We start from the raw sequence: 19,985 nt of genomic DNA, 5'->3' as shown, positions 1-19,985 counted from the left end.
AACTGATGGTGTGGTTTCGGTGATTGGACGTCAAAACTTGAACAAGAGATTACACATTAAGCGGTAAGTTTCAGGAACACTCAGCAACCTCAATCCTTTCAAGCCTCCACAACATAGGGCCGATACATTCCCTAGAAAGGTGTGAGTCCAGCATCTCGATGACTGGGAGGGCTCTCTCAACCTTTGCCCACAGGATATTCCTCAACGATATGGCCTTGGACACTGAGAGCTTCCTCATGACGAACCTGAACGATCTCATGGAACGTCACGTGAGTACCGGAGGGTTCGCGAATGAGATGGGAGGGGCCCCTCAAGCAGAGGCGACCGCATGGGCATTGTGCATTCTCCAACATCAGCACCGTGGGCAACGCACAGCTCCCTTTCATTCCGATCACACGTTTCTCAAGTCCCGACAGTTAGAAGATGGACGCGTTCCAATCGCACCCAATCACCCTGAGGCTGTCTGGCCGACACCGCTAGCGATCTTAGCCTGGCATGGATCTTCTGAGTATCGACCTCAACAGGATCGAGCCATTCAATTTCTCCTCACTCAGTATGGCCATCACTGGACCCGTGACCCGGAACAGGATGATTCCGTAGTCGCGCACGATCCCTCACTGCATGGATGGCCCTGGATTTCCCATACCCATTCTTGGGTCAGTCCGACAACCCATGCCATGCTGGCTCTCACCATTACCGGGCATGGAGAACACGAACGAGTGCAGGAAGGCGCTGAAATGTTGATCGATCGCCAACTGCCGCATGGTGGATGGAATTACGGCAATACCTTTGTCTGGGGCCAAGAACTCAGACCTTTTCCAGAAACCACAGGCATGACGCTGAACGCCCTCGCGGGCCGGGTCCCACGTTCCCGTATCAGCCGCAGCCTCGACTACCTACTCCTGCAACTACCCGATCTTCAAACGCCTCTAGCGCTCGGATGGACGCTTCTGGGGCTGTCCGCCTGGAGCATTCATCCCGCCCAAAAGAGTGCCTTGATTACTCGGTGTCTCCAACAACAGGAGCGCTATGGCCCCTACATGACATCGGCCTACTGCCTCCTTCTTGCGGCGGCGATCGCCACCATGGGACTTGAAAGCCTTTTTGATATGTCCAATTCATCCCAACACGCCACGCTCGGAAATACCTAACCCCATGGACACCACACCAGCACAAAGCTCAGAACTCACTCGACGTCAATTCCTGAAAGTCGCGCTGGCCAGCGGCGTCATGGCCGCCACTGGCCTTGGCGTCATGCAATGGCGACAACAACCCCGCATGAAAGCTTCGACGTTTATCGGACAGGCAGACTCCTATGATATTGATCTCCGGTCGATCCTCGCCTCGGGCTTTCAAGAGTTAGGGGTCACGCCATCAGAAATTCACGGGAAACGGATTTTACTCAAACCCAACCTGGTGGAAACTCACGTGGAATCGGCCCATATCAATACCCATCCCTTGCTCATCCGGGCGGCGATCGAAGCTTTTTTAGGACTGGGCGCCGCACTGGTCATAGTGGGAGAAGGCCCCGGTCATCGGCGCGACACGCTGCAAATCCTGGAAGAATCAGGCCTGGCTCAAGTGCTCTACGATGATCACATTCGGTTCGTCGATCTCAACGAAGGAGGCGGGTATTCCATCACCAATCAAGGGTCTCAGACAGGACTTGCCAATCTGACATTTCCAGCGATTTTTCAAGAAATCGACTGGATTGTCTCTCTGGCGAAGCTCAAGACTCATCATTGGGCCGGCGTCACATTATCGATGAAAAACCTTTTTGGCGTGATGCCGGGCATGTTCTACGGGTGGCCCAAAAATGTCCTGCATCACATGGGCATTCACGAATCCATCTTGGATATTACCGCGACATTAAAGCCCCACTTTGCCATCGTAGATGGCATTATCGGGATGGAAGGTGACGGACCGATCATGGGAACGCCCGTTCACACCGGAGTGCTCGTGATGGGAAGAAATCTGCCAGCGGTCGATGCCACCTGTTCACGGTTAATGGGGATCAATCCGCATAAAATTGGATACTTGGAGACGGCTTCGAATTGGCTCGGTCCTATCCACGACTCTGCAATCCAGCAACGGGGTGAACTCGTTTCCGCGCTGCGCAAGGACTTCCTCTTGTTGGATCATATTCCCACGTACGACGGGCTCAGGCTCCAATCGTAAGCCAGCGGCTCAACATGATCCCCGCACATCACACACACGACATGAACTCATCTTCGATGGGTGGCACTCAAGCATCGAAGACTCAGGCCCTCTGGTTTATCGGGTTCACGATCGCATTTGCTGTCCTTGTTTTTTGGGACACGGCGTATGTCTGGACCATGGCGCAGTTCTTTCATATGAATGATTTCGGAAAGTTCTACTACGCGACCGTCGCATTCCTCGACGGTCAAGACATGTATGGGCCGAGCCTCGCGACGTTTATCCAATTAACCGATGACTACGGACAACAGTTTTGGAACCTCAATCCACCTCATTTTCATCTTCTACTTCTCCCGCTCGCCTACTTGCCCCCACTGGCGGCCTTGCTCGCCTGGCATGTCCTAAACTTCTCTGCGTTTCTACTCATCGTACGTTGGATTAAACAGGAACTGAATTATTCCCCCTCAGTCAATCAAACACGCGTATTGGTCATCGGATTCTTGGCGTTTGCGGGAACCGGCGCACATCTTGTGACAGGCCAATTCTCCTTCTTGCTGGCTCTCCCCGTAACCATAGCTTGGATTCACACTAGACATCACGAATGGAACAAAGCCGGGATCTATCTTGGGATCGCCTGCAGCCTGAAACTGTTTCTTCTGATCTTTCTTCCGTATTTTTTCTTTAAACGCCAGTACGGCGCCATTGGAAGGTTTTTGGGCGTCCTAGGAGCCGCATTTGGGATCGGAGTCGCCGTATTTGGAATAGCGCCTCACGTTGCGTGGATTGAAAAAATTTCGGAAATCAATTGGCATTGGGCAGGCATGAACGGTTCGTTGTGGGGAATACTTTCACGGACGTTGATCGAGAATCCCATGTATCAAATCGCACACCCTGGTGAATTCCTTGTCTATCCTGCCTGGGTCATTCTTAGCGCCTTCTGTGGAGGGATAGCGCTATACATTGCCGCCAACGACTCCTCGCCAGGAAATATCGATCGTGCGTTCGCCATCTTAATCATCAGCGCGATTCTTATCTCACCTCTCGGATGGACCTACTATCTCTTCCTTCTTCTTGGTCCCCTGACCGGCCTTCTCGTCGAAATGGAACGAGACACGGATCGTCATGAACCGCGATGGGCTCGGAGGATTCGAACCCTACAAATTTTGTTGGCATGCGGAATCATCCCAGGATTGCTGGTGCCGCTCATCCGAATCCCCCTGGCCGACTCGTCTTTCCTCGTCACACTGACGATTGGATCGGCCTATTTTTGGAGCATATTCCTGTTCTGGATTTTTCTGGTACTCGATTGGAAGATGGACCATCGACGAGACCGGATTACCCAAGCCGTTTCGCCAGCCTAATAGGTCTTTCCGGTTTTTCCCAAGCCTTCTCCCAACATGGCTAGAGCGACTTCAGCCACCTGCCACCCCCGTGCGTGACCATGCGTTCCTCATGAGATCGACGAGCGACGGAATGGCATATAAAAGACCGAGAGACACTAATGGCGCATACATCATCCCCCAGTACGCATTGTTCCCTCTCCCGGCCACGAGAAAAGCCAAAAAATAGAGTAGGATCGTCAGTGAACTTCTCAGTCCATCATCCCCCCGGCGTCCCATCATTCCCAGCAATGCTAAGGGTAACACGATGGCCACGACCCATTGCGGCGCGATCAGTAAAAATACATTCCAGTTCCCGGTGCTGAGAACAAACGGCCATCCTCCGAATTGGACCCAGCTTTTATTCACTTGATCAATCGGAGTCAGGAGTCCCGAAACAATCGAAGCATGATAGGTCAGTGCAAAAGAAAAGGCTGTGACTCCCGCGAGCCATCCAAGCGTCTCCGCTTGTCGCCGTTCTTTCCATGCTAAAAAGAGCATCACTAACACGAATGGTAGGGCCAATTCTCGGATAAAAACGGCCAGTATCCCGATGATGACACTCATCGTGGTGTTTCCCCGTGCACGCGCGGCAAGCGACAGAGAAATCATGACACCAGACCAGAGTTCATGATAGTAAAATCCCTGCTCACTAAAACAGAGCAGCAGGGGCCCACATAAAAATACCGATCCCATTAAAGCCAAACGAAACCCGACTTCCCGCTCCATTACCTGGAACCAGAGCAACAGTGAAATCCCGCTTAACAGGATTAAGAGCCACCTGCCCCATTCAGCTTGCGGCAGATGTCCAATTGTCCAAGCAATTGTCGGTAACCGCCAATTGAAAAAAGGACGAGAAGCATAGCCTCGAGTCCGCAATTCCTCACCCACGATGAGATAGTAGGGCTCGCCAGCCTGAATCCGCTCAATAACCCGGCTATACATTCGAGCATCTTCTCCATCTGTTTCTTCATGAGGATGAGGAGGAAAGGCCTGGTGAATCGACATGACTCCATAGATCATCAAGAGCAGCGCTCCAAGCAGCAGGCACAACGCTTCCTTATTCGTGAACTCGGAAAATCGACTGTTGCGACTATTCATCTTTTGACAAATTCTAGTCCGTACATCATGAGTGGCGACAAGCACGCCAATCAGGGCAAGCCGTTATCAGCGCGACAGTGAACACCCATTTCACTGTCTACAGCATCAGTGGCCGCATGCTTTCATCGCGGCTTTCAATGTGTGTATCGCCCTTCCTGAAGGTTTTCTTTATGGATGGCGCACGATTTATCCTTTTTGCCACCTGCAACAAGCTCGCGCAGGACCAAGAGATCTGTGTCCACAACGATCCAGACGAGCGTGAATGTTCCATTCTTTTCGGTTGTGTCACATCGGCGTCCATTGCCTGCAAAACCATAAGTTTTTTCCCGCTTTGACCGATAAACAAGAGAGCCAATTTGTCTCTAGAAGGATACCCGTGCCTTGACGACCCAGCCCCCTCACTCCATCAACGCTTACCACATACCGATTATGGTATTCATCGGACTTTGCGTCTCGGAGACGCTGATGATTCTCTACGTCAACTCCGGCCATTTTCTCTACACGCTCGACGATCCGTACATCCACCTCGGCCTGGCCGAAAATATCGCCAAAGGTCATTACGGGATTAATCTTTCTGAATACTCGGCTCCCTCTTCGAGTATTCTGTGGCCGTTCCTGCTGGCACCGTTCACCCCGCTCCCCATCGCCCCGTATATCCCTTTGATTTTGAACATGATCGCCAGCGTGGGAACGCTCATCGTTCTGGGACATCTGTCCGCACGAATCATCAAGAATCAATGGGGCGCCACCAGCACAGTCATTGTTCTTATGCTCAGCACCAATCTGGTCGCATTATCGTTTACCGGGATGGAACACTGCCTACAAATATTCGTGACGGTTCTGATCGCAGCGGGTCTCATAGTGGAAAACCTGGAAGGGTTCCCTCCCTGGTGGCTACTCGTGGCCATCGTTCTCGAGCCTCTTATTCGTTATGAGGGAGTCATCGTCACCCTCACCACGATTGGCGTGTTGGTCATTCGTCGACACTATAAGGCGGCATTCTGGTGTAGCGTGATCTCCTTTTCATTGTTAGGAGGGTTTTCTTGGTTTCTCATGTCTCTCGGACTCGAACGGTTACCCAATTCTGTCATTGTCAAAGCCTTTACCCATACAAACGGAGGGGACTGGGGCATTAGCGTGTTTCGGGCCGCGCTCAATCTCCAGTCACGCGCCGGCGCAATCCTCGTGTGCGGATTGTTATTTCTTGCCGGTGTCTTCATCCACCAAGGCCGTCCATTCTTCGATAAGCTGCTGGCGGTATGGGCAGCCGTCATTACGATCAGTCACCTTGTGACCGCTCCTTTGCGAGATACCAGTTTGTTCATCCAAGTTTCCCGGTATGATGCGTATGTCATGGCCCTCCTCTTAGTGGTCTTGCTCTATGTCTACCGCGATTTCTTTTTTCACTTCTTTGCTGAGCATCGTCACTATTGGATCGGCATGCAAGCCGCAGTGCTTTTGGTCTTTATCGCCCATCAATACCTGATCGCCAATTTGCTCACACCTATCGCTTCCAACAACATTTATGAGCAGCAATACCAAATGCGGCGATTTCTTCATGATTTCCATCATGAACCAATCGCCGTGAACGACTTAGGACTCACATCGTACGGAAACTCGAATTATGTTTTGGACCTGTGGGGACTCGGAAATTTAGAAGCCTTCTACGCCCGAGCCAACCGAGAGCAGGAACATTGGATGAACGATCTCGCCAGTGCTCACAATGTCCGCACCGCGATCATTTATGACTCGTGGTTTCCTAGTGTTCCTCCAAACTGGACGCGAGTCGCCACATTGCATTTGAGCAAATTACGATTGACTCCAGCAGAGCCGTACGTGAGCTTTTACGCCCTCAACCAAGAAGCTCTGCCACGAATGTATGCCGCGCTCGAGGCCTTTCAAGAAGGATTGCCTCCCAGAGTAGAACTCAAATTCGAGCAATCCCTCCAGACAGCCAAAGCTGAGGCCCAGTCCCATGCGTCGTTCGCCAAACTCGGGTTAGATAAGCAAGCGTCCGTGAACATTCAGGCTCAAACGGTGCCGTCCACCGAGCAACCTCGTTTGGGTCCAACGGATGTTCTCAAGACCGGTTTTCACGAGAAGTCTTAACAGCCGAAGATGTCAATGCACGCGCCAAGCACAGAGCAATCGATTCCGCTCGAATCAGTACCTGATGCGAGGAACGATCAGGCGTTATGTGTCGATCTGGATCAGAGCCTTATCGCCACAGATGTCTTATGGGAGTCGCTGCTTGTACTCCTCAAATTACAACCCTGGCTCCTCATGGCACTTCCATTTTGGCTGCTTCAGGGACGCGCAGCATTGAAACGTCGAATAGCCGAACGAGTCATTTTGGACCCCAGTAGTTTGCCCTATCGTCAAGACGTCCTGGCCTTTCTTCGGCAAGAAAAAGCACGAGGACGTACGCTTGTACTCGCCACCGCATCTGATTACCAGCCAGCGGAAGGAATCGCGGCGCACCTTGGACTCTTCTCAGAAGTGTTGGCCAGCGATGGAATCGTCAATCTTTCCGGGCCACGGAAGCAGCAAGCCCTCGTGTCTCGGTTTGGAGAACAAGGGTTTGACTACATCGGTGATAGTGCAACCGATCTTCCCGTGTGGTCCTCCGCCAAACGCGCGTTGCTCGTGGACCCTACTCCTCGCGTCCTCACGAATGCCGCGAACTCCTCGACCGTCACGAATGTCTTCCGTCGAGAGTCGCATTCGATCAAGAATATCGTACGCGCGTTGCGCGTGGGACAATGGGTCAAAAATGTCTTGGTTTTCCTCCCATTGCTGGCCTCTCATCATTTCGTTCGATGGGAATCCGTTCGTTTAACCGCGTGGGCCTTCCTGTCGTTTTGCCTTTGTGCCTCCAGCATCTACATCCTCAACGATCTCTTGGACCTCCCGGCGGACCGAAGACATCCCAAGAAGAAATTTCGCCCCTTTGCCAGTGGGGTCTTGTCCATCCGCTATGGTCTTGCGCTCTGCCCCATCCTCTTTCTCTGTGCGGTCTCAATCGCGACGGCCACACTGCCGAGCGCCTTTCTCTCCCTTCTCGTTCTCTACGTGGTCACCACGACCGGCTATTCCATCTTGTTCAAACAAGTGGCAATCCTCGATGTGCTCATCCTCGCAGCCTTGTACTCGTTAAGAGTCTTAGCTGGGGGATTCGCGATCAATGTGCCGATTTCAGCTTGGCTCTTGGCGTTCTCGATGTTCTTGTTTTTGAGCTTAGCATTCACGAAAAGACACCTGGAGCTTCACTACCGGAAAGTGGGGAAGAAACAAGCACTCGAACGGCGTGCCTATCAAGGACTAGATAAACATGCGCTTGGGACCATGAGTGTCATCAGCGGTTATCTCTCCGTGTTGGTTCTCGCGCTCTACATTAACAGTCAGGATGTTCGAGCTCTTTACCAAAATCCCAAGGCGTTGTGGCTGGCATGTCCACTTCTACTCTATTGGATCAGTCGCAACTATCTCCTGGCGCATCGAGGAACTCTCGATGATGATCCATTGGTCTTAGCCTTGAAAGATCCACAAAGCTATATTATCGCTGTTGTGATGGGACTGGTGGCCATCTTTGCACTCTGACCCTATAAGAAGCATGTCGAACTTTTCCTCCTGGGGCCGATATCCGAAGACAAATCCCCGGAAAGTGCATTCGCTCGACCGGTGGAATGAAGCTGTCACATTTGACGACTGGGAAGACCCAGTCCTTCCGTACGCCTACGGAAGAAGCTACGGAGACAGCTGTCAAAATGATGAAGGCATCCTGTTGCTCACCAAGCGACTTCGACATTTCCTGGCATTTGATGAGCAACATGGCATCTTACGATGTGAAAGTGGAGTGTCCATCGCTGACATTCTTGAAACCTTTGTTCCCCGTGGATGGTTTCCACCTGTCACACCGGGCACGAAACACGTTTCCATTGGTGGCGCGATCGCAAATGATGTTCATGGGAAAAACCACCATCGGGCGGGAACATTCGGATGCCATGTTCTTCAGTTTGAACTGCTTCGATCGAATGGTGAACGATTACGCTGTTCGCCACACGAACATTCTGGGCTCTTTCAAGCCACGATCGGAGGGTTAGGATTGACAGGAATCATCCTGTGGGCCGACATCCAACTCAAACCCATCCACAACGCCTACATGGACATCGAGCGAATGAGATTTTCCTCACTTGATGAATTCTTTGCACTAACCGTCGACTCCGACCGGAGCTTCGAATATACCGTCGCCTGGCTTGACTGTCTGGCAGGACCTCGTCGATTAGGACGGGGCATTTTTATGCGCGGCAACCATGCGATAGGCGATCAGGTCCCCTCGCGTCCCGTGGACTCTACGCCACGGCTGACCATCCCTTTCGACGCCCCCGCCTGCCTCTTGAACCGATACACATTGAAACTGTTCAACACCTTGTATTTTCATCACCAAGCACCTGACCCGGAACAGGGCCGTGAGTTCTACGAGACATTTTTTTACCCCTTGGATCGCGTTGAACATTGGAATCGCATATACGGGACACGAGGATTCCTCCAATACCAGTGCGTCATCCCGACACAACATGAACGCGACGGCATTCGAGAACTCCTCACGCTGATCAACCACGCGCGACAAGGATCATTTCTCGGCGTCTTGAAGAAGTTTGGCGATATCCCCTCGCCAGGCCTTTTGTCTTTTCCCAGACCCGGAACGACGTTCGCTTTGGATTTTCCGTTTGTAGGGGAAGAAACACTTTCTCTGTTCAACAAACTTGACGAGGTGGTTCGACAATACGGAGGCGCTGTCTATCCGGCAAAAGATGCCAGAATGTCTGCTGAAGACTTTCAAACCTATTTTCCTCAATGGCGTACCTATTGCCAGTATAAAGATCCCAAGTTTTCTTCGAACCTTTGGAGACGAACCACGGATACCGTCAAGAATAAACCTGAACGATCAACCAGTCATGCATTCGACTCAACCTCTTATCTCACGAAGACCGTAACATGAAGACACTCATCATTGGCGCAACATCCGCCATCGCCCACGAAACAGCTAAGCTTTTAGCCCACGATGGGGCCGACTTTTTTCTAGTCGGCAGAAGCCAAGAGAAATTACAAATTCTCGAACAGGACCTGCTCGTACGAGGTGCCAAACATGTTTATGGGATGGCAGTGGACGTGTGTCAGCTCGATCGTCATCAACATGTGATCGACACCGCCATTGATCGCCTCCAAGGACTCGACTCGGTTCTCATCGCCCATGGAACCCTCGGGAACCAAACACGTAGCGAAGAAAGTGTGAAAGAGGCCTTACAAGAATTTACGACGAACTGTCTCAGCGTTATTTCACTCTTAACGATCTTGGGAAATTACTTCGAACGTCAGAAAAGTGGATGTATTGCCGTCATCACGTCTGTCGCGGGCGATCGCGGGCGTCAGAGTAATTACGTCTATGGTAGCGCGAAAGGAGCCGTCAGCCTTTTCCTGCAAGGCCTCAGAAATCGGTTGACCCGACATAATGTTCACGTGGTGACGATCAAGCCGGGCATGGTCGATACTCCCATGACGGAACAATTAGAAAAGAACCTCTTATTTGCCGACCCTCAAGTCGTTGGAAAACGAATATATCACGTGCTTCATCATCCTCAAGATGTGGTCTATGTCCCGTATTATTGGTCAATAGTCATGAAGGTCATACAAAGTATTCCTGAACGTGTTTTCAAAACGCTTAACCTTTAATCGAGCTTCGCTCGTCACACACAGGATCGTTTTCTCGAGTATACCTCTCACACACAGCCTCATCTGATTCATCATGCTAGTCCCAACTTCTCGGACCAACGTCACGACTCAATCGCCGTGGAATCTCGTCCAGATATTTCACGAACAGAGACTATCCTATATCCCCGTCATGCTCTTGGCGGCTGGCTGCCTCTACGCCATGTTTCGGTCGATTCATTGGCCACTGCTCCACGACGCATTATTGATGCATTACATTTCTTCACGAATATTATCGGGGGCAGTTCCTTACCGAGACCTCTTTGACATGAACATGCCTGGAACGTATGTCATCCACATGGCCGTTCTATCAGCCTTCGGGAAAAGCGATATAGCTTGGCGAATGTTCGATCTACTATGGTTAACATTTTCAGCTTGGACTATCGGCCATTTTTGTCATTCGTATGGTCGCATCCAAGCCTACTTTGCAGCCTTATTCTACATGGCGGTTCACCTATCAGCGGGACCATCCCAAATGGGGCAGCGAGACTTCCTTATGTGTCCATTCCTGATGCTCTCCGCCCATTACATGGCTCTGTCTTTAGAAACGACAGAGCATCGCCACTTTCTGTTTTGGGCGGGATTTTTTCTTGGACTGGCGATGACGATTAAGCCATCAGCGTCTTTCTTGTTGGGCATGTTTTGTATCCTCTACATTTATCTGTCTCAGCATGAAAACAGTATGGCTCCTATAAAGCTGATAAGGCTTTTCGCCGGGGCATGCATCGGTCCAATCCTGGCCTTGACCTGGGTACTCATTACAGGCGGCATTTATGCCTTTTGGGAGATGGTGACCCATTGGCTTCCGCTATACGGAGGACTTGAAAGAGCCACAGCAACGGCTTTGCTCCTGACGGTCTGGAGTGGTCTCAAATTAGCCCTGCCCGCCTGTCTCCTCTCTTTGCCATTATTTTGGTTCGCGAAACCTATTTTCAACCATCCTCGACTCCTGATTCTGCTTTTGGGGTCCAGTTATGCAGCACTCCAATATATCATTCAAGGCAAAGGATGGCCGTATCATCTTGAGCCCTTCTATTTCTTTTTCTTCACGATGATTACGATCCTCTTTTCTTCATTTACTCTCAAGAGGTATCGATTCATCCGACATGGAATAACGACGGTTTTGTGTTTCCTAGCGCTCCCAATGACCATCAATGCCATCGTGAATTCCCGGGGGCACGATGATATTCTCTTGACCAAGAAGCCTTCAGTCACTCAACTTGTTGCTGATCTTTCTGCAATTGAGTTGAATGAAGCCGAAACCGTGCAAGTACTGGATTCAACGACGGGTGGCATTCATGCGCTCTATCGGCTCGGCCTGCGACAACCCACGCGATTTATCTATGACATTCAATTTTTTACTGGAACAGATCAGCCATATATTCAAAATCTCCGACGGGAATTCATCGAAGCATTAAAAGCTCTACAACCCGCCGCAATCGTCGTTTTTCACGATACCTGGATTCCTCCCTACGACATATCCCGTTTTGATACGTTTCCACAGTTCTCAGATTTCCTCAAGAATCGGTATCAACTGGAACGAAAGCGTGAGGCCTATTCACTGTACATCGAGAAGGCTTGATCGGAGACATCAACAAATTGATAAGGCCGTTCCCATGTCGAATAGTAACTTTTGTTTTCAAGGATAGGAAATTCTGTCCCAAAATAGGCATTGAAGATGAGACGAAATGTGTTGACTGGAGAGATAGTATTATAAGCAGCTTGATACTCGACGCCTGGAAGATACAAAGCGCTCATGATGGAGAATGATTCCCGTACATCGGTATTTGTCGAATCATTCCAATCTAACCTCATGCGTGAACCGTGGTCAGCCTGAAGGATAATCACAGGAGGCTCATCGGATCGATCGAGGATTTGTTGGATCGTAGAGATGAGTGCGGCATTGAGGTACTGAATTTGCCCCGTATAGTTTAGCCGATACTCCTCGACAGTCCCGCCCTGCTCAAAAAAATGTGATCCATCGCCAATCCCGTATTCACGGTCAGGTTCGATCGACTCTCCATTTGGACCGAATACAAATGGTGGATGAGGGGCCAAAATATGAGCGAATACAAACAACGGCGCTTGATGATTTGAGAGAGTCGACACATGCGCTAAAGCATAGGCCACCCGATCTCGGTGGGCCTGATACGCCGTTGAGGGCAAAGGAAGATGTCGCCCGCCCTCAAGGGACTTCGCGACGTAAAATAACCCCAATAACGGTGTGGATTGAACTAATGTCTCAAGAAACTCATCTACGACCGGTCGCCGAGGAAGTACGATGTCTGCCATTTCCATGTCAGTAAATGCTTTGCCTGATTCGAACGATACAAACGTATATCCAAAGTTCTTGAGAAACCTGACAACCCAATTGTGTTGAATCAGCATACGCAGTGGAATTCGATCATCAGATGCCAAGAGCTTCGGCACATCCACTAGCTGATCGACATAGTTCAAATTCAGCGAAGCCGATAGCGATAGCCATGTCTGACAATAATTCGCCTGTCCACGCTCTGCCACATAAAACTTTTTTTCTTTTAGAAACTCCAAGAACGGGCGATTGTCATATCCAAACACATCCAGCAAAACATCTTGTCCCGTATAACCATCGACCATAATGTAGTAAATATCAGGAAGATATGCAGGCTTCGGTATATTTTCTATTTGGGGGAGTTGTTTCGTGCTCACCAGTAGTTGTTGAGGAGCCATCCAATTTGGAGCAGCAATGAGGTCACTCGGAGCAATCGGTATTCCGAGCAGGATGAGCCCTACCCAATTGAGCCAGTTCGAGAAGGGGAGAAGATTAAAACTTGTTCGCTTCATCCACCACAGGAAACATAGAAATAGAATAGACCAGATAATGAGCAACGCTACATACTTGGCAAGCAGAGTAAGACTTCCCGGCAACAACTCACCTGCATGTCCAAAGCCAAAAAAAAGCAACAAAAACAAGGATGTCGCCACGCCCGACTGCACTCGATCCCGAAACAAAATTTCCAGCCCAAACCACACCCCAATCACAAGAAGCATGCTCAATCCAAGTGGGATCAAAAGTTGCTTAAATGTCACGTGTCCATAGTTGTAACAATACAGAAAGACCGTCGGAAAGATCGCGAACAGGATTGGATGAAAGACGTATGGTCTTTTTATCATTTGGCGGTCGGTGTGCTCTTGGTTCATACAGGGCTCACCTGCTATTCGGTTCTGACCTGATCCGTTACCCAGAGAAATTCGTACGGACGATCCATTGTCGAGAAATAACTTTCATCCTGGAGTAACGGCAATGATTCGTCGAAGTAATGATTCAAAATGAGACGAAATGTATTCACAGGACTGATGCTGGGGTACAGTCCGATATCCTCGCCATCAGGGATATGGTAGGCATTCAGGATTGACAAGCGTTCCTTGAAAGACGTGTTGTTCGGATCTTCCCAATCAAGTTCGGCTCCAGGCCCATGATCCGACTGCAACACAATGACCGTAGGACGTTCGGCATCGGCAAGCAGTTGGCTCAAGGCCATCCTCATCATTTGATTAATCGCCTTGACCTGTTCAATGTAGCGTTTCCGGTACTCTGCGCTGGTCACATCATAATGATATCGATACTCGCTGCCATCCCTGAATGAGAATGTATTGGCCTGTTGCCAATACGAATCTTGACGGCCCAACACAAATGGCGGATGCGGCGCGACGATATGCGCAAAGACAAACCGTGGCCCAGAGGTCACGGGAGCCTTGGGAAGGTTCTCGAACACGTACTGTAATCGGGCCTTATGTATGTCATACAGAGAATAATCCAGCGCCGTCTTCATGAAGGCAGGAACCGGAGTTTGTAACAAGAAAAAACTTTCCCATTCATTGAGGGCATTGGCTGGAACCAGATAGGAATCAGACTCTCGTAATTCTGTGAATGAAATTCCAGATGAAAATGCTATTGTGGAGTACCCGTGTTTTTTTAACACATTGACAAGACGGTTGTGCTGTATGAGCTGACGTAACGGCTTTCGGTTGCGGGTCTCGACTCCCCATTCCTGTGCGACAGGGTCCAAATACTGGTAATTGAGAGTCGACGCCAGAGAAAGAGTCGTTTGCGCATAATTCGCTCGACTGTTTCTCGCGATATAGAATCCCTTTTCCATCAGGTCTGACAAAAACCCTGAATTGTCAAACCCATAAGACTCTCTCAGGACATCATCGCGACCATAGCCATCCAGAATGATATAGATGATATTCGGCAAAGAACGACTTTGATTATCTTCATAATTTTGCTCAGTCCTCATCGATGATTCTGGCTCTGCTGCTGCGGGGTCGACCAAGGAAAGTGAAACTTCCGAAGAATGCGCAAAGATTGTGAAAAGCGGTATAGCCAACAAACATCCACTGGCTATATTGAGAAACTTTGTGGCGTGTTCTACGCCATCTTTCACCCGATACACGACCCCACACACGGCAATCCATGCTAGGCCGACCACAAAATTGGCAGCAGATCCCATCCATTCCGGAACATGTTCTAACAAGAATTCATGTTGAGCTTTATAGGTAAAGAGGAGTATCAGGTTGACCCATACGAATAACGCGCTGAGGCTCCAGTTTTTGGAAAGATATCCCAATACTCCCCAGGTCAGAAGGGTACAGGCAGGAACCAAGACCAACGCTCGTGAAATATCGTCAAACTGAACTTCACCAACCTGTAGATGGGGCGCATAGGCTCCCAGGACCACCCAGATTGCAAAGATCACCGGATACAGAATCATCTAACAGCTCACGGCTGGTTACCGTCGTTTCATCACATATAACACACGCCCAGAGTCGCCAATTTTCACCGACCGTTCAATGGCAAAACACGACCCAAACGTCTGTTCAAAGTGTTCTTGAGTATAGTCGCTAAAGATGTCTATCCGACTGGCGAGTAAACGCTGCACCTGTGAGTCATGCTTGGGCACGAATTCGATGATTAAGTGATGGCCAATATCCGAAAGAAATTTGGCGATTTTTTCAAACGGTATGTTATTGGCGATGGCGAGGTGGTGGATCAGCGCTAAAGCGACAACCACGTCTGTCGGGCCGCGATCGATCAACGATTGGCGCTCCTCGTGAGCCCATCCGATGGCAGAACTGGGATTCGCCAGATCCAAGACCAACGGCAGAACCTGTGCGTCTTGTCTTTTCACGCATGTGCGGTAGTGTTGTTCTGAACTCCCGGGATCCCCCTCAAACGCGATGACGTTGATCCCCTTTTCTCCAGCCAATTGACTAAAGCGTCCCGTGTTCGCGCCGAGATCCCACATCGTACGCGGAGCGAGTTCATCTAAGATGCGTCCCACCAGAACGATTTTCTCTGCCATATCATCTTCGGTATAGGAGTTATCCTCATAATAAGAAGACCAGCATGATTCAGGTTGAGGGCATGACAGCCGTTCAGTCGTTGATTGCAAGCTCTCTATGAGTCCAAACAAGGCATTTTTGCTGACTGGCCGAGAACGATCGGACAGTCTCTCAGCCGCGAACTGGCGCTGACTTTTTGCATGAAGATGAATGTGCGACAACACCCCAAACCGCAAGCGAGAGCTCCACGGGAGTAAGGCACTTGTAAGATCAAGGGGAATGCCATCAATATGCACCCTGGACAATTGGTTGAGCCGAATATCGACGGCACTCATCAACGCCAGAGGGGCCAAAAAATGTTGACAAAACTGACGATACGCCACCCAAGGCTGACCTTCGGTGTACCTTTCGAACGAAAGGCTATCGATGAACACTGGGGTACCCTGATGAAACTGGATGTTATAGGCGCTCGCATCTTTGAGCATCATGCCATAACGTAACGCACGCCGTTGAATTTCGAGTGTGAGAAGCGCCGCATGCTGCAATTGAGAAAAACACCATTCGTAGGGATACGAGATAAAGGGTACGGCTTCTGGCTTCAGAATTTTATAGATGTTCGGGCTGGAATCAACCGTGCTAGAAACTTCTTCATGAGGGATGAGCAAGCCATCTTTGACGAGCGCATCATAGAGTCCAGATTGGTTCAACAGGTCATACTCGTCTCGATAGACCAGATTTACGGCGCGATAGAGCACCTGATCATGAACAAACACATGCCCACTTGGGTCGCGAAAAGAACCTGGAACGGCACAATCAATCGTTCTCATGCTCTTGAGGACCGTTTTGAGAGAAAAAACGAGAAATATAGATTTTGATGTTTCTCCAGGCCATTTTCACCGCAAACAAAGAACTTAATAATCCCGCCATCAACATTTGAAACAGATAGCTGCCCGTGCCGGGGTCAATATAGGCGAAAGCAGAGCCAGACATGCCGACTATCAGCATCGTGGTCACGACAAGCATGATGAACACTGATCGAAATTTACGCATGATACTCATCCTTTCTGTTGAGAGTGGCTTCGCACAAGATTCATCACTCTCAAAAATTATTTCATTTCTCGCACAGACCTGTGGCGCATGCACGCATGCACACAAATTCCAGGCCTCTGGTGGACCATAGGCTGGGCTCTCAGGTTACTTTCGGTCAAAATGGAGCGTTCTTGAACGGAACAAGACACAGAGAGGGAGCGGGGACGGCGAAATCTTATCTCAGGACGGAGTTCAGGAGTCTTTACTGTGATTGATGCATATTCTGTAAGGTTCTCTGCAGATGGTCGACATTACCCGAGCAAAGCCTCAGGTTTATGCGGAATTGAGAAGGATGGATCAGGAATCGCCTCTGGACGGCTTGACTTCCGTCAGACGGGCATAGGCCTTGGTTGCGGCTCGACTCTTCGGATAGGTACGTACAAGCTGGCGGAACATCGATCGTGCAGCCTTCTGATCATGGAGCCCAAGATGAGAATAGCCGATTTTCAACAATGCTGCAGGCACTTTAGTGCTGTCAGGGTAATGCGTCACCACACGTTCAAATTCTTGAATCGCCTGAGCATACTGACGCTGTCCATAATAACATTCTCCGAGCCAATACTGTGCGTTAGATGCCAACGAGGATTGGGGAAAAACCTTGAGAAATTGCCGAAATCCTTGGAATGCGCCGTTCAGATTCCCTGCCAGTAACATTTCATAATTCCGTTTATAGGAAGCTTTAGCTTGTTCCTGTAACCTTGAATCCTGGGCGAGTGGAGATGGTTGTATCGTTCCAAGCTTGGAGCGATCGAACTGATCAAAAGAATCTTGCGACATCGTCTGTCTTTCAAAAAGTCGATCGCGTTCCGAAGAAGAAGCTTGACTAGATTGGCTGGAAGCCAGCGGTGAAGGCGTAATAGACGCGACGGATTCCTGGAGTCCTTGAAGAGCCGATGCCTGCCTGCCTGCACCTGACGACGAATGGCTCTTCGCGTGCGAATCGACACTGCTGGCCTTCGCAGTGACTGAAGTGATCTGGGCTAAGGTTCGTTCATGTTCATCAACTCGATTCGCCAATGTGTGACTGACTTGCTCGAAGGCCTTCACGACACTATCCACACTCTGTTTGACTTGCTCCCAATTCGCCTGCGCCATCTCTTTGTTGTCGCGTTGATCGTGGGACAAGCTCTCAACATGTCCGTTCATCGTCGCCATCTTGTTTTCTTGGGCGACCAATGCTTGTTGAACCGTGTCAAGCACGCCCCTGAAATCGACGAACGACTCTTGAAACTCTGAAAGCTTTTTCGCCTGGGCCATCACGACTTCATTTTGTTGATGTATTTGCTGTTGCAACTGTTCAATGAGTGTGTGGAGCTGCTGTTCTCGAATCTGCGCACCTTCACGCGAGACCATAAACTCTTGGCCAAGGGAGTCCATCTTTTTCGCAACAGTCTGCAAATGATGTTCACTTTGATCAATCGCGCCCCGGACTTCCAGCAAATCTCCGTCTTTAATGGTTGTCACCTGATCCATGACTTCGGCTCGAGCGACGAGAAGCCCCTTGATTTCAGCGCGCTGAGTGGCGATGATTCCGTTCGCTTCTTGAAGAGCCTGATTCGCATCTTCGACCGCTTGTTGCAAGTCCATTTTGCTCTTGTCTAATTTCGTGATTCGTGCGTCAAGCTCTCGCTTGATCCGAACCACATCAGCTTTCTGTGCGACGCACCCACTGCTCAATAATGAACAGATAAGAATCAGCATGGCCGCATAAGTACGTTGACAACGAGTCATAATTCCTGGTGCTCTATTCTCTCAATCGTCAAAAGATGTGCATACGCCTTAATCTAGCAACTCGAGATCATCATCCCATGATCGCGTATCTGCGACGTTAATGGCCAACAAAAAATGCGCCCGGCGATTTTTCCCTAAACAGATATCAGACGTTTCTCGACATACAGGATTGTCCTTTCCGTAGGACATTATCGTCAGTTGCTCTGAAGATACCCCGAGGCTGGCCAAGTAGTTTCGAACTCGCAATGCCCGTTTCTCACCGAGAACATAGTTATAGGCACGAGTTCCTCGTTCATCACAATGCCCTTCAATCGTGACAACATTCGTCTGATGCTTTCTTAAGTAGTCAGCATTGCTCGCGAGCGTCAGCTTCGCTTGCTCGGTTAGTTCCCAGCTGTCTAATTCAAAATAGACATCTTTCATTCCTGATCGATTACTCATGAGCTCAGCTTGTTGTCGTTGCTGCCAGTATTGCTTGGCTAGCTCTTGAGGCGTCAGAGTTTTTATGGCCTCTGAATCTTCAAATACCGGTTCTTCAGAAAAAAGGCCATTACTGGAAAAATCATGATCTCCAGTGTTCCCCCGCTCATCAAGAAGAGGCAAATCAGCTGCGGCATGCTCTCGTGCCAGTTCATCTAGTGATGAACGTTGGGTGGCCGCGGCATCATGCCCTTTCGCCTCATGAGATTTTTGCGCGTGAGAAGAGCCCCGCACGGAACGATGACCACATCCACTCAACAGGAACACGAACGAAAGAAGAGTGACGAATGCAATCAAATATCGAATATGAAAGTTCCGGCCATTCATAAAAATCATGCTCCTTTCTCTACGTCGCGACATCTTTTTTTTCTTTTCAGACCTATTGACCACGGTGTTTCATGGGACACAAACATTTCCAGACAGAGTACACTGCAAAAACAAGACCAGATAAGCCCTTGAGCTTTTAGCGATAGAATTTGCTATGCCGTCTCTCAAATACGATAAGAGTGGCTCGAAATAATTGAAGGGCACGACAGACTCGAATAGGCTCAATCCGTTAGACAGTGTACTGCCCAAATCCTTTTATCTCTCAATAAGATGAGCGCCGATGAATGCGCTTTAATTGAGCGGGAGGGGTCTTCCTTTCACAAAGCGGTGCGTTTGGTAAGGAGAAAAAATGTCCGTCTCATCCAACGATCAATCACGCAAGCATAGGTCCTGGGTACGCCGCAGCATTTACTCTACATCCGTGGTATTTCTCCAACTATGTCGATGACCAAAGAAGGATCTCGACTTCCAATTACGCTCAAGTGCAGGCAAATCAATACACGCAGCGCTGACTTATTTCGAAGATGCGGTTATTGAAAGCAACCATCGCGAGAGAACGGTTTGAAAAAGGTGGCCCAGATTAATGTGGCAAAGGTGGGACTCCACCACGGTTGAATTCCGTGGGGA

The 19,985-nt window shown here is 49.7% G+C and carries 15 protein-coding genes; 8 read left to right on the top strand and 7 right to left on the bottom strand.

The window, feature by feature from the left end; genetic code table 11:
* The first annotated feature begins 236 nt into the window (after positions 1 to 236).
* The 3 genes from MRJ96_10010 to MRJ96_10000 are packed head-to-tail and all read left to right on the top strand — an operon-like array spanning position 237 to position 3,518.
* Positions 237 to 1,151, top strand: a complete 915-nt coding sequence (locus MRJ96_10010) for a hypothetical protein (GenBank protein MDR4501771.1) — start codon at positions 237 to 239, stop codon at positions 1,149 to 1,151.
* Between the two features lie 4 nt (positions 1,152 to 1,155).
* Entirely contained in the window at positions 1,156 to 2,178 is a 1,023-nt protein-coding gene (locus MRJ96_10005; protein ID MDR4501770.1) for a DUF362 domain-containing protein, read from the top strand.
* Positions 2,179 to 2,234: 56 nt separating this feature from the next.
* Entirely contained in the window at positions 2,235 to 3,518 is a 1,284-nt protein-coding gene (locus MRJ96_10000; GenBank protein MDR4501769.1) for a DUF2029 domain-containing protein, read from the top strand.
* Positions 3,519 to 3,569: 51 nt separating this feature from the next.
* Here the strand turns inward: MRJ96_10000 and MRJ96_09995 are convergent, their stop codons facing one another.
* Entirely contained in the window at positions 3,570 to 4,637 is a 1,068-nt protein-coding gene (locus MRJ96_09995; GenBank protein MDR4501768.1) for a hypothetical protein, read from the bottom strand.
* A 381-nt stretch (positions 4,638 to 5,018) separates the two neighbouring features.
* Between MRJ96_09995 and MRJ96_09990 the strand changes: the two genes are divergently transcribed.
* The 5 genes from MRJ96_09990 to MRJ96_09970 all read left to right on the top strand — a co-directional run bounded on the left by MRJ96_09990 (position 5,019) and on the right by MRJ96_09970 (position 11,988).
* Positions 5,019 to 6,746, top strand: coding sequence for a hypothetical protein (locus MRJ96_09990; GenBank protein ID MDR4501767.1), 1,728 nt, complete (start codon positions 5,019 to 5,021; stop codon positions 6,744 to 6,746).
* Between the two features lie 15 nt (positions 6,747 to 6,761).
* On the top strand, positions 6,762 to 8,237 hold the full coding sequence (locus MRJ96_09985; GenBank protein MDR4501766.1) for a UbiA family prenyltransferase: 1,476 nt from the start codon (positions 6,762 to 6,764) through the stop codon (positions 8,235 to 8,237).
* 13 nt (positions 8,238 to 8,250) lie between these two features.
* The gene (locus MRJ96_09980) at positions 8,251 to 9,639 is read left to right on the top strand and encodes an FAD-binding oxidoreductase (protein MDR4501765.1); all 1,389 of its coding nucleotides are present in this window, start codon (positions 8,251 to 8,253) and stop codon (positions 9,637 to 9,639) included.
* Entirely contained in the window at positions 9,636 to 10,370 is a 735-nt protein-coding gene (locus tag MRJ96_09975; protein ID MDR4501764.1) for an SDR family oxidoreductase, read from the top strand. Before MRJ96_09980 ends, MRJ96_09975 begins: the two co-directional genes overlap by 4 nt.
* Before the next feature lie 73 nt (positions 10,371 to 10,443).
* Entirely contained in the window at positions 10,444 to 11,988 is a 1,545-nt protein-coding gene (locus tag MRJ96_09970; protein ID MDR4501763.1) for a glycosyltransferase family 39 protein, read from the top strand.
* Here the strand turns inward: MRJ96_09970 and MRJ96_09965 are convergent.
* The 6 genes from MRJ96_09965 to MRJ96_09940 form a co-directional block, all read right to left on the bottom strand.
* Positions 11,961 to 13,586, bottom strand: a complete 1,626-nt coding sequence (locus MRJ96_09965; protein MDR4501762.1) for a hypothetical protein — start codon at positions 13,584 to 13,586, stop codon at positions 11,961 to 11,963. The genes MRJ96_09970 and MRJ96_09965 overlap by 28 nt on opposite strands.
* Positions 13,587 to 13,600: 14 nt before the next feature.
* Positions 13,601 to 15,160: an LTA synthase family protein gene (locus MRJ96_09960; GenBank protein MDR4501761.1), complete on the bottom strand. Its 1,560-nt coding sequence runs from the start codon at positions 15,158 to 15,160 to the stop codon at positions 13,601 to 13,603.
* Between the two features lie 18 nt (positions 15,161 to 15,178).
* The gene (locus MRJ96_09955) at positions 15,179 to 16,558 is read right to left on the bottom strand and encodes a hypothetical protein (GenBank protein ID MDR4501760.1); all 1,380 of its coding nucleotides are present in this window, start codon (positions 16,556 to 16,558) and stop codon (positions 15,179 to 15,181) included.
* Positions 16,545 to 16,781, bottom strand: coding sequence for a hypothetical protein (locus MRJ96_09950; GenBank protein ID MDR4501759.1), 237 nt, complete (start codon positions 16,779 to 16,781; stop codon positions 16,545 to 16,547). The genes MRJ96_09955 and MRJ96_09950 overlap by 14 nt, the downstream gene beginning before the upstream one ends.
* A 336-nt stretch (positions 16,782 to 17,117) precedes the next feature.
* A complete protein-coding gene (gene ybgF / locus MRJ96_09945; protein ID MDR4501758.1) occupies positions 17,118 to 18,551 on the bottom strand; it encodes a tol-pal system protein YbgF in 1,434 nt (477 codons plus the stop codon).
* Between the two features lie 48 nt (positions 18,552 to 18,599).
* The gene (locus MRJ96_09940) at positions 18,600 to 19,358 is read right to left on the bottom strand and encodes an OmpA family protein (protein MDR4501757.1); all 759 of its coding nucleotides are present in this window, start codon (positions 19,356 to 19,358) and stop codon (positions 18,600 to 18,602) included.
* Positions 19,359 to 19,985: the final 627 nt, after the last annotated feature.

It is taken from the genome of Nitrospirales bacterium (genome assembly GCA_031315865.1).
GTDB lineage: Bacteria > Nitrospirota > Nitrospiria > Nitrospirales > UBA8639 > JAGQKC01.
The sequence above is the reverse complement of the archived record's forward strand: the minus strand, read 5'-3'. Positions and strand labels throughout refer to the sequence as shown.

Coding starts and splice junctions, on each gene's coding strand:
- MRJ96_10010 (MDR4501771.1), top strand. CDS start 237: ATGACGAACCTGAACGATCTCATGGAACGTCACGTGAGTACCGGAGGG.
- MRJ96_10005 (MDR4501770.1), top strand. CDS start 1,156: ATGGACACCACACCAGCACAAAGCTCAGAACTCACTCGACGTCAATTC.
- MRJ96_10000 (MDR4501769.1), top strand. CDS start 2,235: ATGGGTGGCACTCAAGCATCGAAGACTCAGGCCCTCTGGTTTATCGGG.
- MRJ96_09995 (MDR4501768.1), bottom strand. CDS start 4,637: ATGAATAGTCGCAACAGTCGATTTTCCGAGTTCACGAATAAGGAAGCG.
- MRJ96_09985 (MDR4501766.1), top strand. CDS start 6,762: ATGCACGCGCCAAGCACAGAGCAATCGATTCCGCTCGAATCAGTACCT.
- MRJ96_09980 (MDR4501765.1), top strand. CDS start 8,251: ATGTCGAACTTTTCCTCCTGGGGCCGATATCCGAAGACAAATCCCCGG.
- MRJ96_09975 (MDR4501764.1), top strand. CDS start 9,636: ATGAAGACACTCATCATTGGCGCAACATCCGCCATCGCCCACGAAACA.
- MRJ96_09970 (MDR4501763.1), top strand. CDS start 10,444: ATGCTAGTCCCAACTTCTCGGACCAACGTCACGACTCAATCGCCGTGG.
- MRJ96_09965 (MDR4501762.1), bottom strand. CDS start 13,586: ATGAACCAAGAGCACACCGACCGCCAAATGATAAAAAGACCATACGTC.
- MRJ96_09960 (MDR4501761.1), bottom strand. CDS start 15,160: ATGATTCTGTATCCGGTGATCTTTGCAATCTGGGTGGTCCTGGGAGCC.
- MRJ96_09955 (MDR4501760.1), bottom strand. CDS start 16,558: ATGAGAACGATTGATTGTGCCGTTCCAGGTTCTTTTCGCGACCCAAGT.
- MRJ96_09950 (MDR4501759.1), bottom strand. CDS start 16,781: ATGCGTAAATTTCGATCAGTGTTCATCATGCTTGTCGTGACCACGATG.
- ybgF (MDR4501758.1), bottom strand. CDS start 18,551: ATGACTCGTTGTCAACGTACTTATGCGGCCATGCTGATTCTTATCTGT.
- MRJ96_09940 (MDR4501757.1), bottom strand. CDS start 19,358: ATGAATGGCCGGAACTTTCATATTCGATATTTGATTGCATTCGTCACT.